Genomic DNA, 14,317 nt, shown 5'->3' with positions numbered 1-14,317 from the left:
TCTAGGGTGGGCGGGTGAGCGACAGCAGCAGGCCCCCGGTGGCCGTGTTCGACCTGGACAACACCCTCGCCGACACCGCGCACCGGCAGCGGTTCCTGGAGCGCCGGCCGCGTCACTGGGACGCCTTCTTCGCCGCCGCGCCGCACGATCCGCCGTTCGTGGAAGGCGTGGCGCTGGTGCGGGAGAGCGCCGAGGAGTGCGAGATCGTCTATCTGACCGGACGGCCCGAGCGCTGCCGCCGCGACACCCTCGACTGGCTGGCCGCCCACGGCCTGCCGGAAGGAGCCGTGCACATGCGCGGCAACGCGGACCGCAGGCCCGCCCGGCGCACCAAGCTGGAGATCCTGCGGCGCCTCGCGCGCACCCGCGAGGTACGGGTCCTGGTGGACGACGACGAGCTGGTCTGCGACGACGCCGAACGTGCCGGATTCACCGTCCTGAGGGCGCGCTGGGCGGCCCGGTCGGCCGAGCTGCGCGCGGCGCAGGAGCGCGAGGGCCGTACCTGAGGGAGGTCGTACCTGAGGGAGGCGGCACTGGAGGGAGGCCGCACTGGAGGGAGGCCGCACTGGAGGGAGGTGGGGGCGTCAGTCCGACTCCTCCAGGCGGAAGCCGAGCTTCAGACCGACCTGCCAGTGCGCGACCTCGCCTTCCTCGATCTGGCCGCGCACCTGGGTCACCTCGAACCAGTCCAGGTTGCGCAGGGTCCGCGAGGCGCGGGTGATGGCGTTGCTGACGGCCTGGTCGACACCGTCGGGCGAGGTGCCGACGACCTCGGTGACGCGGTAGGTGTGGTTCGACATGCGGGCGCTCCCTTCCGCGGGGCAGCGGTGTGTCGTGCGTCACTCCACCGTGCCCCAAGTCGGGACGGAGCGCGAGGCATCGGCCCTCCGGGGGGCAACCGTCCGTCACCCCCTTGACCTTCTCATTGGTACATACCAAAATCCCATACACCCGTTCGAGCCTCGGGCTCGTCCCCCCACGTCGGGTCTCCCTTCGCGTGCGCAGGACACTCCTGCCTCCACCCTCTGTTCGTCAGTCAGAAGGACCCCTCGTGAGACGTCGCCTCCTCGCCCTTGTCTGTGTGTCCGCCTCCCTGGTCAGCGGCTGCGGCCTCATCTCGCAGGACGGCGGGGGCGAGCGAAGCACCGTCACCCTGTGGCTGATGAAGGACAGCGCCTCGCAGGACTTCCTGAAGCGGTTCACCGAGGGCTTCGAGGCCGACCATCCCGACCTCGACCTGGACATCCGCATCCAGGAGTGGACCGGAATCGGCGACAAGGTGCAGAGTGCGCTGAAGGCCGACGGCACGGACGGACCCGACGTCATCGAGGTCGGCAACACACAGGTCCCACAGTACGCGGAGGGCGGCCGGCTCCAGGACCTGACGCTGGAGTCGATGCGCGACTGGGGCATCCGCGACTGGCTGCCGGGCCTCGCCGAACCCGGGCAGTGGATGTCCCAGCAGTTCGGCATCCCCTGGTACGCCGCCAACCGCGTGGTCATCTACCGCAAGGATCTCTTCGAGCAGGCCGGCGTCAAGGAGCCGCCCCGCACCCGCGAGGAGTGGCTCACCGCCACGAAGAAACTGGACAAGGGCGGCGACCAGGGCATCTACCTGGCCGGACAGGACTGGTACACGCTCTCCGGCTTCATCTGGGACGAGGGCGGCGAGCTGGCCACCCAGGACGGCGAGGGCGGCACCTGGACGGGCGCCCTGGACTCCGAGGCGGCCCTGCGCGGCATGGACTTCTACCGCGAGCTCCAGGCCCTGGGCGACGGCCCGCTCGACGCCGACGAGGAACACCCGCCGCAGTCCGGGGTGTTCGCGAACGGAGAGGTCGCGCAGATCGTCGCGGTGCCGGGCCTCGCCCAGTCCATCGTGGACGAGAACCCCGAACTCAAGGGCGAACTCGGCTTCTTCCCCGTGCCCGGCAAGAGCGCCGACAAGCCCGGCGCCGTCTTCACCGGCGGCTCGGACCTCGTCGTCCCGAAGAACACCGACCAACGGGACGGTGCGCTCGCCGTGGTCGAGGCGCTCGTGGGCACCAAGTGGAACACCGACCTGGCCCGCACCATGAACTACGTCCCCAACAAGAAGTCGCTCGCCAAGGCGGTCGCGGGCGACGAGGGGAGCGAAGCCATGGCGGCCGGCGCCGCACAGGGCCGCGCGACCCCCGGTACGCCGCGGTGGGCCGCGGTCGAGGCCGACAACCCGATCAAGGAGTACATGACGAAGGTGCTCACCGGGGCGGACGCGGAGTCGGAGGCCCAACGGGCCTCCGACCGCATCACCGAACTGCTGGACGTCAACGCGCGCTGACCACCCGAGGCCCGGGCCCGGCGCGCCGTCTTCGGCGCGCCTCGCTGAGCGCCCCATGGCTCAGCCCGCCTCGCTCAGTGCGCCACGCTCAGCCCGCCTCGCTCAGCGCGCCACGCTCAGCGACAGTGCGAAACGGGCCTCGCCGTCCGTCCACCAGTGGGTCAGGTCCAGTCCGGCCGCCCCCAGTTCGGCCCGTACGCCCTCCCGCCGGAACTTCGCGGACACCTCGGTACGCAACTCCTCCCCGTCCGCGAAGTCCACGGCCAGGTCGAGCGCCTGGACCTTGACCGTCTGCGCGGTGCGCGAGCGCAGCCGCATCTCGATCCACTCCCGTTCGGCGTTCCACCGCGCCACGTGCTCGAAGGCCGCGGGCTCGAAGTCGGCCTCCAGCTCACGGTTCAGCACGGACAGCACGTTCTTGTTGAACTCGCCCGTCACCCCGGCCGCGTCGTCGTACGCCCGGACCAGCACCCCCTCGTCCTTGACCAGGTCCGTGCCCAGCAGCAGGGCGTCGCCCGGGGCGAGCAGGGCGCGGACGGCGGTCAGGAACGCGGCGCGCTCCTCGGGCAGTAGGTTGCCGATGGTGCCGCCGAGGAACGCCACCAGCCGGGGCCCCGGCGTGTCGGGCAGCGTCAGCCCCCCGGTGAAGTCGGCGATCAGCGCGTGCACCTGGAGGTCTGGCCGCTCGGCGACGAGCGCCTGCCCGGCCTGGGTCAGGGCGCTCTCGCTGACGTCGACCGGCACATAGCCGGTGAGCCCCGTCAGCCCGGTCAGCGCGTCGAGCAGGACGCGCGTCTTCTCCGAGGAGCCGGAGCCCAGCTCCACCAGCGTCCGGGCCCCGGTCGCCGCCGCGATCTCGCCGGCCCGGTCGACGAGGATCTCCCGCTCGGCCCGGGTCGGGTAGTACTCGGGCAGCGCGGTGATCGCCTCGAACAGCTCGCTGCCCCGCGCGTCGTAGAACCACTTCGGCGGCAGCCACTTGGGCGTGTCCGTCAGGCCCGCCAGGACGTCGGCGCGCAGGGCGGCGTCCGTGGCGTCCTCGGGCAGCGTCCGGGTCAGGCGGAATGGGCTCACGTGCGGGTCTCCTTCGGCGAGACGAAAGCGTCGGTCGGACCGGGCCCCGGGGCGGTGGTGCCCGGGTCCTTGAGCGGGGTGAGCTGCACGTCCGTGCCGCTCGCCGCGAGCAGGGTGCGGTCGGGGACCTCCTGCCAGCGCGGGTCGTCGTCGTAGGGCTCCGAGGCGACGACCGTGCCGCCGTCCGGACGGGAGAGGTACCACAGGGTGTCGCCCCAGGTGGTGGCGGTGATGGTGGCGCCGCTGGTGAGCAGCAGGTTGAGCCGGGAGGCGGGGGCCGCCGCGGCGACCTCCACCGCCGTCTCGGCCAGCGCCCGGCCCGCGTCGTCGCCGGCGCGGAGCCGGGCAAGCACCAGCGCCCACACGAGCGCCGAGTCGTTGCGGGCCTCCAGCGAGAGCAGGTCCTCGGGCGGCAGCGTCGCCGCCACCGACGCGAGCGACCCGGGCCAGCCGGCCACCGCGCCGTTGTGGCTGAACAGCCAGGCCCCCGTGGCGAACGGCGCCGCCGCGGCCTCCGCGTCGGCGCCCGAGAGCGTCGCGTCCCGTACGGCGGCGAGCAGGGCGCCGGTGCGCACGACCCGGGCCAGGTCGGCGAAGGACTGGTCCGCCCAGATCGGCCCGGCCCGGCGGTAACGGGCCGGTACCGGGTCGCCCTCGGCGTACCAGCCGACGCCGAACCCGTCGGCGTTGACCGTGCCGTACCGCTGGTGCCGGGGCGCCCAGGACTGGCGGTACAGGCCGTGCGGCGGCGTCACGAGGAGCCGCCCGAGCGTCTGTGGCGGTCCCACATAGGCCAGGTGACGGCACATCAGGCGACCTCCGCCGACCGTGCGGTGCGGAACCCGGAGAAGATCTGCCGCCGGACCGGATAGTCCCAGTTGCGGAAGGTGCCCCGGCAGGCCACCGCGTCCACGGCGAAGGAACCGCCGCGCAGCACCTTGTACTCGGGGCCGAAGAACACCTCCGAGTACTCCTTGTACGGGAACGCCCTGAAGCCCGGGTACGGGGCGAAGTCGCTCGACGTCCACTCCCAGACGTCGCCGATCAACTGCCGTACGCCGAGCGGCGACTCCCCGGCCGGGTAGCTGCCCGCGGGCGCGGGGCGCAGGTGCCGCTGGCCGAGGTTGGCGTGCTCCGGGCCCGGGTCCGCGTCGCCCCACGGGTAGCGGGTCGCGCGCCCGCCCGCCGGGTCGTACCGGGCGGCCTTCTCCCACTCGGCCTCGGTGGGCAGCCGGCGGCCGGCCCAGCGGGCCCAGGCGTCGGCCTCGTACCAGCACACGTGCACCACCGGCTCGTCGGCCGGCACCGCCTCGGTGACACCGAACCGGCGCCGCAGCCACTGCCCGCCGTCGCGGCGCCAGAACAGCGGGGCGGTGACGGAGTGCCGGCGGATGTGGTCCCAGCCCTCGGGTGTCCACCAGCGCGGGTCCTCGTAGCCGCCGTCGTCCATGAACGCCCGGTAGGCGCCATTGGTCACCGGTGTGGTGTCGAGGAAGAACGGCGCCACCTCCCGCCGGTGCGCGGGGCGTTCGTTGTCCAGCGCCCACGGCTCGGACGACGTGCCCATCGTGAACGGGCCGCCCGGCACCAGGACCTCCGCCGGGCCGGTGAACAGCGGCACGGGGTCCGGATCGGGGGCGGTCAGGGCCTGCGGGCCCCGGCGGAGCTGATGCGTGATCAGCATCGTCTCGTCGTGCTGCTGCTCATGCTGGGCGATCATTCCGAAGGCGAAGCCCGCCTCGGTCAGCCGGGTCCCGCCGCGCGTCCCGTCGAACGCGGTGCTCTCCAGCACGTCCAGGGCCCGTCCGCGCACGTCGGCCGCGTACCGGCGGGCCTCGGCCGGCGCCAGCAGCGGCAGGGCGGGCCGCTGGGAGCGGGGATGCTCGAAGGCGTCGTACAGGCTGTCTATCTCCGGCCGTATCGCCTCCTGCCCGCCCACCGCGCGCAGCAGCCACTGCTCCTCCTGGTTGCCGATGTGCGCCAGGTCCCACACCAGCGGGGACATCAGCGGCGACACCTGGCCGGTCAGGTCCGGGCCCTCCACACAGCTCGTCAGCAGGGTGGTGCGCTCCCGGGCCGTGACGAGCGTGGCCAGGGCCCGCTCACGCAGCCGCTCGGCGTCCGCGGCCGCCTCGCCGGCGTCGGCGCCTGCGGTGTTGCCGACGGTGTTGTCGGCGGTGTTGTCGGTGAGGTCGGTCATGAGCGGGTCTCCCTCCCGTGCGGGCCACGGCCGGCGCCGCCCGTCGTCTCCAGCAGGTCGTCGGCGGGGCAGCGGCCCCTCAGGACGTAGCGCTCCAGGTGTCCGGCGACGGCGTCCGTGACCTCGGCCGTGGCGCCGAGCCGGGGCAGGGCGGCGAGCGCCGCGCCGAAGCAGGCGACGGCCGCCTCGCGCAGCTCGGGGTCGGTGAGGGCGTCGCGGGCGGCGTCCTCGTACAGCGGATTGTGCGGGGCGGGCCGGCCCAGTGTCCGCTCGGCCAGCGGCTTCACGGCCCGGTAGGCGGTCTCGGTGGCCTCCGGGTCGTCGAACAGCGCCGCCGTCACCGCCAGCGGCACGATCCAGCCGTCGTCCCCGGGCTGCGCGTCGATCATGCGCAGCTCCAGGTGGCCGCGCGGCCGCACCGGCGGGAAGAGCGTGGTGAGGTGGTAGTCGAGATCCTCCCGGGTCGGCGGCCTCGGCACCGGCTCCCGGGTCCACTCCCGCAGGGTCAGGCCTTCCGGCACGTCCCAGGGACCGCCGTCCCGGCGTACGCACATCACCGGGGCGTCCAGGACGTGCCGGGCCCAGGTGCGGCGCGGGTCGCTGTCCAGCGGGGGACCGCCCGCCCGGCCGGTACCGATCTGCGTCCACCGCAGTTGCCGGGTGGACCGCCAGCCGGTGGGCCGTCCCTCGGCCAGCGGGGAGTTGGCGAACGCGGCGAGCAGCACCGCGCCCAGGTGATGGGCCAGCCACCAGCGGCGTACGTGACCCAGCGGCCCCGGCTCCTCCTGCCCGGCGTCCACGCACACCTGCACGGAGGCGGTGGTACACATCATGAAGCGGCCGCCGGGGCCGGTGCGGTCGAGACAGGCCTCCATGGCGTCGTAGCGCGGCTGCCGCAGGAAGCGGCGCGGCGGGTGCCAGGGATCGTGGCCGAGGCCGACGAGGGCGAGACCGTCCTCGCGCAGGACCGCGCGGACGGCGTCGAGGTCGGCGCAGACGGTACGGACGCACTCGGTCAAGGAGGCGGCGGGGAGCGAGCTCAGCTCCAGTTGGCCGCCCGGCTCGACGGTCAGCGCCGACCTCAGGGGCACGGCCCGCAGCGCGGTGTACACCGCCTGGAGCCGTTCGGGTGATACGGGGAGCCGCGGCGCGCGCGGCTCGTGGACGAGCCATTCCACCTCGACGCCGAGGCGCGTCGGGGGACCGGTCTTGAAGCAGATGCCGTGGACCAGCGCCTCGACCTCGGCCTCACTGACAGCGGTACGTGGCCGGATGCAGCCACCAACCGAATCGGACATGTCGGGATCCTCCTGAGATTCCACCATGGCCGCCGACCCTTCTGCGGTGGGCCGGGTCGGCACACTCGTCCCACCCAAGACCGTCGTGCGGCTCCGCACAAGGGTGCATATCAGGACGTTCTTGCTCGGTAATGTCCGCGACCCACCCGCTTCCGGGGGCTTTCCCCGTCGTTCACCGGTCGGGAAACTCCGTTGCACCGCATCACCAGCATTACCCAGGATTCCCGCATGAGCACGACGGGGGAGACCGCGCGGCGCGCGGCCATGACGCCCACGGGGGTGGCGCCATGAGCGCGCGCCTGCGAGGCATCGCACAGCAGACGGAACAGATCGTGACGGCGGGGGTCTACCGCACGCCCGAGGGCCGCGAGGTGCCGGTCGGGGCGGCGATCGAGAGGGCCAGGGACGCCACGCGCATGCACGGGCCGGGACCCGTCGGGCCGGGATCAGTCGAGCCAGGACCCTTCGCCCCGGTGCGAACGGTCCTCGAGGTCACCGGCGAGAGCAGCCTGGAGGCCGCCCGCCGCCTCGGCGGCGAGGTCGCCGTCCTCAACTTCGCCTCCGCCCGCAACCCCGGCGGCGGCTACCTCAACGGCGCCCAGGCCCAGGAGGAGGCCCTGTGCCGGGCCTCGGCCCTGTACACCTGCCTGCTGCGGGCGCGCGAGTTCTACGACCACCACCGCGCCCACCGCGATCCGTTCTACACCGACCGCGTCATCCACTCGCCCGCCGTGCCCGTCTTCCGCGACGACCGCGGCCGCCTGCTGGACGAGCCGTACCCGGCCGGCTTCCTCACCTCCGCCGCGCCCAACGCCGGGGTGGTGCTGCGCACGGCCCCGGAGCGCGCCGCCGAACTGCCCGCCGCCCTCGCCGCGCGCGCCGAGCGGGTGCTGGAGACGGCCGCGGCCCACGGGTACCGGCGGCTGGTGCTCGGCGCCTGGGGCTGCGGGGTGTTCCGCAACGACCCCGCCCAGGTGGCGGGCGCGTTCCGGACGCTGCTCGGGCCCGGCGGACGCTTCGCCGGCGCCTTCGACCGAGTGGCGTTCGGCATCCTGGACCGCACACCGGGCGGCACCGTCCGGCAGGCGTTCGACCGGGCCTTCCCCGAGGACCCGGGCCGTAACGCTCAGCTCCAGCCGTAACGCTCCCGCAGCCGCTGCCGTACGAGGTTGAAGCGCATCCGGTCCAGGGCGCACGCCTCACGGCGCATACCGGCGTCGTGCAGCCGCAGCACCCGGTCCACGTCCACCCAGGAGTCGCGCCCGGAGCGGTCCCAGGGCCCGCTCCCGATCGGCACCCACTCGCGGTCCCCGTCGTGCCGCTTGCTGGACAACTGCACCGCCAGCACGGTCCCGGCCGCCTCCCGGGCCACGACGAGCACGGGCCGGTCCTTGCCCCGGCCGTCCGCCTCCTCATAGGGCACCCACGTCCAGACGATCTCGCCGGGATCGGGATCCCCGTCGTGCGCGGGCGCGTACTCGGTACGCACCCGGCCCACCTCCCGGGGATCGGCCTCGGTGGTCGCGGAGGGACCGTAACGTCCGGGGACGGTCTCGCCGTTGCTGTCGATGTCGTCGGTAAAGGCGCTCACGGCCGTACCGTACGGGACGCTCCCGCGCACCCGTGCGAGGACCCGCGTCGGGGCGGCGTCGCCCGCGTTCCGGTGGCAGGCTGATCACCGGGCCCCCGCCCCTGCCCGGGGGCGCGTGCCACCGACCGCACGAGTCAGAAGGCGACGTCATGACCGACCAGCTCACCGTCAGCGTCCTGGGCACCGGCATCATGGGTGCCGCGATGGCCCGCAACCTCGCCCGCGCCGGACACACCGTCCGCGCCTGGAACCGCAGCCGGGACAAGGCCGAGCCGCTGGCCACCGACGGCGCGCACGTCGCCGACAGCCCGGAGGAGGCCGTACGGGGCGCCGACGTCGTCCTCACCATGCTGTACGACGGCCCGGTCGCCCTCGACGTCATGCGGCGGGCCGCGCCCGGCCTCGGCCCCGCCACCGTGTGGGCGCAGTCGACCACCGCGGGCGTCGACGCGGTCGCCGACCTGGCCGCCTTCGCCCACGAGCACGGACTCGTCTTCTTCGACGCCCCCGTACTCGGCACCCGACAGCCCGCCGAGGCAGGCCGACTGCTGGTGCTGGCCGCCGGGCCCGCCGACGCGCGGCCCACGGTGGCACCGGTGTTCGACGCCGTCGGCTCCCGCACCGTGTGGACCGGCGTGGACGGCGCCGCCGGCAGCGCGACCCGGCTCAAGCTGGTGGCCAACAGTTGGGTCCTCGCCACCACCAACGCGGTCGGCGAGGTCCTGGCGCTCGCCAAGGCGCTGGGCGTGGACCCGGACCACTTCTTCGACGCCATCGCCGGGGGCCCGCTGGACATGGGCTATCTGCGGGCCAAGGCCGCGATGATCCGCGACGGCGCGCTGACGCCGGCCCAGTTCGCCGTCACCACCGCCGAGAAGGACGCCCGGCTGATCGTCGAGGCCGGCGAGGCGAACGGCGTCCGTCTCGACGTCGCCGCGGCCGGCGCGGAACGCCTGGCCCGGGCCGCCGCCCAGGGGCACGGCGACGAGGACATGGCGGCGGCCTACTTCGCCAGTTTCGACGACAAGGCGTCCGACTGAGCCCACCCGGGGTACCGGTTGATACGAGACGACCGCAACGCCGAGCCGGCCTCGGCACACACCCGCCATCGAGACACACCCACCATCGAAGGAGTCCGCATGTCCAAGCCGCCGCTGCCGCCCGAGGCCGTCGCGCTGCTGCGCCGCCCCAACCCGTGCGTCATGGCCACCCTCCGCTCGGACGGCGCCCCCGTCTCCACGCCCACCTGGTACGCGTGGGACGACGACGGCCGCGTGCTGGTCAACCTCGACGCGGGCCGCGTACGCCTGGGCCACCTGCGCCGCGACCCGCGCGTCACCCTCACCGTCCTCGCGGCCGACGACTGGTACACGCACGTCACCCTCATCGGCAGGGTCGCCGAAATGCGCGACGACGAGGACCTCACCGGCGTCGACCGGCTCTCCACCCACTACACGGGCAACCCGTACCCGGACCGGGTCCGTCCCCGGGTCAGCGCGTGGATCGAGGTGGAGCGCTGGCACGGCTGGGGAGCGCTGAAGGACAGCTCCCAGTCCGGCTGAGGTGCGGTGCCGGCGGATCAGGGACGGGCCGGGGCCGTGTCGGGGGCGGGTCGGGGGCGTATGATCTCCGGCGCGGCATCGCGTGTCGGTCACCGTCCGGGTGAGGCATGGAGGCGCCGCGAAGATGCCCGTGGAGGCATTGACCCGTGTCAGTCGAGTTCAACCACACCATCGTTCTCTCCCACGACCGGGAGAAGTCCGCCCATTTCCTCGCCGGGATCCTGGGGCTCGAGGTCGGAGAGCCGGCCGGAATGTTCCTGCCCGTGACGACCGCCAACGGCGTCACGCTCGATTTCGCCACCGTCGACATCGACTTCCCCATGCAGCACTACGCGTTCCTCGTCTCCGAGGACGATTTCGACGGGGTCCTCGCCCGTCTCGTCGAGGGCGAGACCCCCATCCAGGCCGACCCGCACGGCCGGTACCCGCGCCGGATCAACCGCAACGACGGCGGCCGGGGCGTGTACTTCACCGACCCGTCCGGGCACGGCATGGAGGCCTTCACCCGCCCCTACGGCAGTGACCCGGCCTCGCCGTTGAACGGCGTCACGGAGGACGTGCCCGGGGCCCGCTGACCGGCCGCCGCGGGGCCGTTGTCAGACCCCCTCCGCATACTGGTGGCGTCGGAGAGCCGCGGGCGAGGGGGGATGGGCCGTGCGAACGGTGTACAGGGGTGAACTGCCGGTCGCCCACGGGCGGTTCCACGTGGACAGCCGCCGGGAGCCCTGGGGGCCGGGGCCGTCGGAGGCCTGCGCCGGGCAGACCAACGGTCTGTGCGGCGCGGCCGTCCCGGGTTGCCTGTTCCTGTGCACGGGCCTGAGCAGCGGGAAGGTCGGGCTGACCGTCGAGGTGCACGGGGTCGCGCCGCCCCTGGACGGCGGCTGGGAGGACGTGGTGGAGGCGTCCTTCCGGCCGGTCTCCGGCTCGACGGCGGTGCTGCCCTGCGGCCGCGGCGCGCTGTGCGAGGTGGCCCTGCCGCCCGCCGACCACCGGGTGCGCTACTGCGGACGCGGCATGGACGGCGGTGAGGGCACCGCGTCCGCCCCGGCCGCCCGGGGCGCTCGGGGCGCCGGGCAGGTCGGCCAGTATCTGCTGCAGTTCTGGCCGGCGCCGCCCGCCGCGGACCTCGTCGTCCGGCAGACCTCACGCAGTGCCGCACGCCGGCACCGGTACGCCCGCGCCCTGCGGCCGCCCGCAGCCGGGGAGCGGACCGAGCGGGAGCGCGCCGAGATCCGCTCCTGGGGCGGCCGGCTGCCCAGCAGACGCGTCAGGGAAGCCGGTGCCGAGGCACGCGGGCTCGTGCCGCTGGACCGGGATCTGCTCGACGCCGTCGACGCGGCGTGCCCGGCGACCCAGCGGAGCCTCGCCCGGTGGGCCGCCCGCCGCGCCTTCACCGAGACCGGACTCGACGGCGTCGACTGGATCGCGCCCGCGCTGGCCGCGCTGGACCGCGGGGAGCCCCTGCCCGCCCCGTTCGACGACCCCCGGCGCGCCTGGGACCGCTTCTTCACCGACGACCGCACCGCCCTCACCGCGCCCGACGGATGCCACGGCGACCCGCTGCGCCGGGCCCTGGCCCTGCCCGCACTGTGCGCCGCGGCCGACGTGGACCCGCTGCGTGCCGCACTCGGCGCCCTCTTCGCCGCCGCGGTCGCCCACGGCACCGACTACCCGGCCCTCTTCGCCGAGGCCCGCCGGTACTTCCCCGACCTGGGCCGAGGCACGCCGTCGTGGCCTTCGCCGTAGCGAGCGACGGGACGGCCGGGGGAGTCGGATGCATGGAGTGCCGCCGCGGTCGGCGGTGCGCGGGATGTGGGGGCCGGTGGGGCCCGGCGGGGCGCCATCGGGGCCGGACCGGGTGTGTGGGTTCGCCGGGTCCGGTGGCCCACGGCGCCGACTGTCTCGCCCGAGGGAGCGCCGGGGGTGTGTGGTGGGCCGCCGCGGTGGGAGGTGTGTGGGATGTCGGGGGCCGGTGGGGACTTACCGGCCCTCGGCAGGGGCCGCCGGGGCCGGAGCGGGTGCGTGGTGTCGGCGGGGGAGCAGCAGCGGGGTGGCCAGGATGAGCACGCCCGCGAGCGCGACCGCCGTACGTGTGCCCGTGAGGCCCGCCAGCAGGCCCCACACCGCGGTCAGGCCCGCGGTGGTCAGCTTCCCGCTGATCGTCCACGCGGAAAGGGTGCGCGCGACCCGGTCCGCCGGCGTCAACTCCAGCCGCCGGGTGGCGTACACCGGGTTGAACACACCCACGGAGGTGATCAGCCCGAACTCGACGACCATCACCAGAACCAGACCCGGGGTGCCGGGCCCGACGAAGGCCAGCCCGACGGGCCAGCACACGCGCAGCACCCCGCTGGTGACCAGCACCCGGTGCTCCCCGAAGCGCGCCACGAGCGGGCGGGCCAGCCGCGAGCCGATCAGCCCGCCCACGCACGGCACCGCGAACGCGAGACCGTACTGCCAGGGTGCGAAGCCCAGATCACCCAGCATGAGGACGGCGAGCAGGGGTGCGGTCGCCATGATCAGTCCGTTGACCAGGACGGTGTTGAGGAACAGCGGACGCAGATCCGGCGAGGCGAGCACGTACCGCCAGCCGTCCAGCAGGTCACCCGCCCGCTGCCCGGGCGCGTCCGCGCGCCGGCGCCGCGGGCGCGGCTCCCCGCCGCCGATCGCGCGGATCCCCAGCGCCGAGAGGAGATAGCTCACCGCGTCGACCGCCACCGTCACCACCGGCCCGAAGAGCCCGATCGCCGCCCCGCCGACCGGGGGCCCGAGCATGGTCGCGGTCCAGGTCGTCGCCTCGAAGCGGCCGTTCGCGGCCAGCAGGTCCTGCGGCCGCACCAGCGCCTTGAGACAGGAACCGGCGGCGGCCCTGAACGTGATGTCGGCCGCGGCGACCACGATCGACACGACCAGTAGCTGGGCGAAGCCGAGTCGGCCGAACGCGTACGCGAGCGGCACGCTCAGCAGCACCGCGCACCGGACCAGGTCCATCGCGACCATGACCGGCCGCTTGCGCCTGAACTCCACCCACGGCCCCAGCGGCACCGCCACCACCGCACCCACCGCGAGACCGGCCGCCGCGAGCGCCGACACCTGTGCCGGACCGGCGTCCAGCACCATGACCGCGATCAACGGAAAGGCGTCGAAGGCCAGCCGCGTGCCGAACGTGCTGACGGCGTACGCGCCCCACAGCCATCCGAACCGCCGCCCCAGCGACCCGCCGCCCACCACGCCCGACTCCACCGCACCCGTCTCCGTCACGCCCGCCATCCAAGCGAGCCGGGGCCCCGCGGATCAAACAACCGCCCGCGCCATACGAACAACCAGCCGTTGTACGCCGGTCCACTGGCATGCCCTTACAGCCGCGCCCGGCCTACCGCGTCAGCAGCTTCCGCAGCGCCCCGGCGACCTCGCCCGGCGCCTCCTCCGCCATGAAGTGCCCACAGCCGACGGTCTCGTGCCGCAGGTCCGGGGCCCACGCCCGCCACAGCGCGGCGGCGTCGTAACCGAGGGCGGCGCCCCAGTCCTGCTGGAGGACGGTCACCGGCATCCGCAGCCGGTTGCCGCTGTCCCGGTCCGCCCGGTCGTGGTCGACGTCGACGCCGGCCGAGGCCCGGTAGTCGGCCACGATGGACGGCACCGCCTCGCGGGACGCCTTCAGATAGGCGGCGCGGACGCCGGCGGGCAGGGCGTCCGGGTCCCGGGTCCAGGCGTCGAGGAAATGACCGAAGAACGCGTCCGGCGCGGCGCCGATCAACTGCTCCGGCAGCCCCGGCGGCTGCGCCATCAGATACAGGTGGAAGCCCACCGCCGCCGTCGTGCCGTGCAGGACGTCCCACATGTCCAGGGTCGGCAGCACGTCCAGCGCGGCCAGATGGGTCACCGCGTCCGGGTGGTCGAGCCCGGCGCGCACCGCGACGAGCGCGCCCCGGTCGTGACCGGCGAGCGCGAACCGCTCGTGCCCGAGCTGACGGGCCAGGGCGACCACGTCGGCGGCCATGGCCCGCTTGGCGTACGCGGTGCCGTCCGGGTCGGCGGGCTTGTCGCTGGCGCCGTAGCCGCGCAGGTCGGGGCAGATGACCGTGTGCTCGGCCGCGAGGTCGGCGGCGACGTGCCGCCACATCAGATGCGTCTGCGGGAAGCCGTGCAACAGCACGAGGGGGCTGCCGGTGCCGCCGACGGCCACGTGCAGGGCGATGCCGTCGGCGACCGTGACGCGGTCGTGGGTGAAGCCCGGGATGGTCGGTTCCATGGCTGTTCAGTGCCTCTCTG

15 protein-coding genes are annotated in these 14,317 nt (G+C 74.2%); 7 read left to right on the top strand and 8 right to left on the bottom strand.

Going from position 1 to position 14,317, the window contains the following annotated elements; all coding sequences use genetic code 11:
* Positions 1-14: 14 nt before the first annotated feature.
* Positions 15-506: a hypothetical protein gene (locus KUM40_RS25885; protein WP_217168540.1), complete on the top strand. Its 492-nt coding sequence runs from the start codon at positions 15-17 to the stop codon at positions 504-506.
* A gap of 78 nt (positions 507-584) precedes the next feature.
* Here KUM40_RS25885 and KUM40_RS25880 read toward each other — a convergent pair whose 3' ends face one another.
* Complete coding sequence (locus tag KUM40_RS25880) at positions 585-800, bottom strand: dodecin (protein ID WP_217168539.1); 216 nt, start codon at positions 798-800, stop codon at positions 585-587.
* Positions 801-1,051: 251 nt separating this feature from the next.
* Between KUM40_RS25880 and KUM40_RS25875 the strand changes: the two genes are divergently transcribed.
* Positions 1,052-2,320 (top strand): extracellular solute-binding protein, encoded by a 1,269-nt coding sequence (locus KUM40_RS25875; RefSeq protein WP_217168538.1) that lies wholly within the window; start codon positions 1,052-1,054, stop codon positions 2,318-2,320.
* A gap of 102 nt (positions 2,321-2,422) precedes the next feature.
* On the opposite strand, the gene egtD is transcribed toward KUM40_RS25875, so the two are convergent.
* The 4 genes from egtD to egtA are packed head-to-tail and all read right to left on the bottom strand — an operon-like array spanning position 2,423 to position 6,892.
* Positions 2,423-3,394, bottom strand: a complete 972-nt coding sequence (gene egtD, locus KUM40_RS25870) for an L-histidine N(alpha)-methyltransferase (protein ID WP_217168537.1) — start codon at positions 3,392-3,394, stop codon at positions 2,423-2,425.
* Complete coding sequence (gene egtC / locus KUM40_RS25865; protein WP_217168536.1) at positions 3,391-4,203, bottom strand: ergothioneine biosynthesis protein EgtC; 813 nt, start codon at positions 4,201-4,203, stop codon at positions 3,391-3,393. Before egtC ends, egtD begins: the two co-directional genes overlap by 4 nt.
* The gene (gene egtB / locus KUM40_RS25860; protein ID WP_254395547.1) at positions 4,203-5,594 is read right to left on the bottom strand and encodes an ergothioneine biosynthesis protein EgtB; all 1,392 of its coding nucleotides are present in this window, start codon (positions 5,592-5,594) and stop codon (positions 4,203-4,205) included. Before egtB ends, egtC begins: the two co-directional genes overlap by 1 nt.
* Positions 5,591-6,892, bottom strand: coding sequence for an ergothioneine biosynthesis glutamate--cysteine ligase EgtA (gene egtA / locus KUM40_RS25855; protein ID WP_217168535.1), 1,302 nt, complete (start codon positions 6,890-6,892; stop codon positions 5,591-5,593). The genes egtB and egtA overlap by 4 nt, the downstream gene beginning before the upstream one ends.
* A 287-nt stretch (positions 6,893-7,179) precedes the next feature.
* Here egtA and KUM40_RS25850 point away from each other — a divergent pair, with 287 nt between their 5' ends.
* Positions 7,180-8,034: a TIGR02452 family protein gene (locus tag KUM40_RS25850; protein WP_217168534.1), complete on the top strand. Its 855-nt coding sequence runs from the start codon at positions 7,180-7,182 to the stop codon at positions 8,032-8,034.
* Here KUM40_RS25850 and KUM40_RS25845 read toward each other — a convergent pair.
* Positions 8,019-8,483 (bottom strand): type II toxin-antitoxin system PemK/MazF family toxin, encoded by a 465-nt coding sequence (locus KUM40_RS25845; protein ID WP_217168533.1) that lies wholly within the window; start codon positions 8,481-8,483, stop codon positions 8,019-8,021. The genes KUM40_RS25850 and KUM40_RS25845 overlap by 16 nt on opposite strands.
* Positions 8,484-8,632: 149 nt before the next feature.
* Between KUM40_RS25845 and KUM40_RS25840 the strand changes: the two genes are divergently transcribed.
* The 4 genes from KUM40_RS25840 to KUM40_RS25825 all read left to right on the top strand — a co-directional run bounded on the left by KUM40_RS25840 (position 8,633) and on the right by KUM40_RS25825 (position 11,791).
* Positions 8,633-9,523: an NAD(P)-dependent oxidoreductase gene (locus tag KUM40_RS25840; RefSeq protein ID WP_217168532.1), complete on the top strand. Its 891-nt coding sequence runs from the start codon at positions 8,633-8,635 to the stop codon at positions 9,521-9,523.
* Between the two features lie 99 nt (positions 9,524-9,622).
* Positions 9,623-10,045 (top strand): PPOX class F420-dependent oxidoreductase, encoded by a 423-nt coding sequence (locus KUM40_RS25835; RefSeq protein ID WP_217168531.1) that lies wholly within the window; start codon positions 9,623-9,625, stop codon positions 10,043-10,045.
* A gap of 146 nt (positions 10,046-10,191) precedes the next feature.
* Positions 10,192-10,620 carry a VOC family protein gene (locus KUM40_RS25830; RefSeq protein ID WP_217168530.1) on the top strand — a complete coding sequence of 143 codons (429 nt, stop codon included), beginning with the start codon at positions 10,192-10,194 and terminating at the stop codon, positions 10,618-10,620.
* Positions 10,621-10,699: 79 nt separating this feature from the next.
* The gene (locus KUM40_RS25825) at positions 10,700-11,791 is read left to right on the top strand and encodes a hypothetical protein (RefSeq protein ID WP_217168529.1); all 1,092 of its coding nucleotides are present in this window, start codon (positions 10,700-10,702) and stop codon (positions 11,789-11,791) included.
* A 234-nt stretch (positions 11,792-12,025) separates the two neighbouring features.
* On the opposite strand, the gene KUM40_RS25820 is transcribed toward KUM40_RS25825, so the two are convergent.
* Both KUM40_RS25820 and KUM40_RS25815 read right to left on the bottom strand, forming a co-directional pair.
* Positions 12,026-13,315 carry an MFS transporter gene (locus KUM40_RS25820; RefSeq protein ID WP_217168528.1) on the bottom strand — a complete coding sequence of 430 codons (1,290 nt, stop codon included), beginning with the start codon at positions 13,313-13,315 and terminating at the stop codon, positions 12,026-12,028.
* 103 nt (positions 13,316-13,418) lie between these two features.
* Positions 13,419-14,297, bottom strand: coding sequence for an alpha/beta fold hydrolase (locus KUM40_RS25815; protein ID WP_217168527.1), 879 nt, complete (start codon positions 14,295-14,297; stop codon positions 13,419-13,421).
* Between the last annotated feature and the right edge of the window lie 20 nt (positions 14,298-14,317).

Origin of the sequence: Streptomyces sp. AC512_CC834, assembly GCF_019049325.1 — a bacterium.
In the GTDB taxonomy this organism is placed as follows: Bacteria; Actinomycetota; Actinomycetes; order Streptomycetales; family Streptomycetaceae; genus Streptomyces.
The sequence above is the reverse complement of the archived record's forward strand: the minus strand, read 5'-3'. Positions and strand labels throughout refer to the sequence as shown.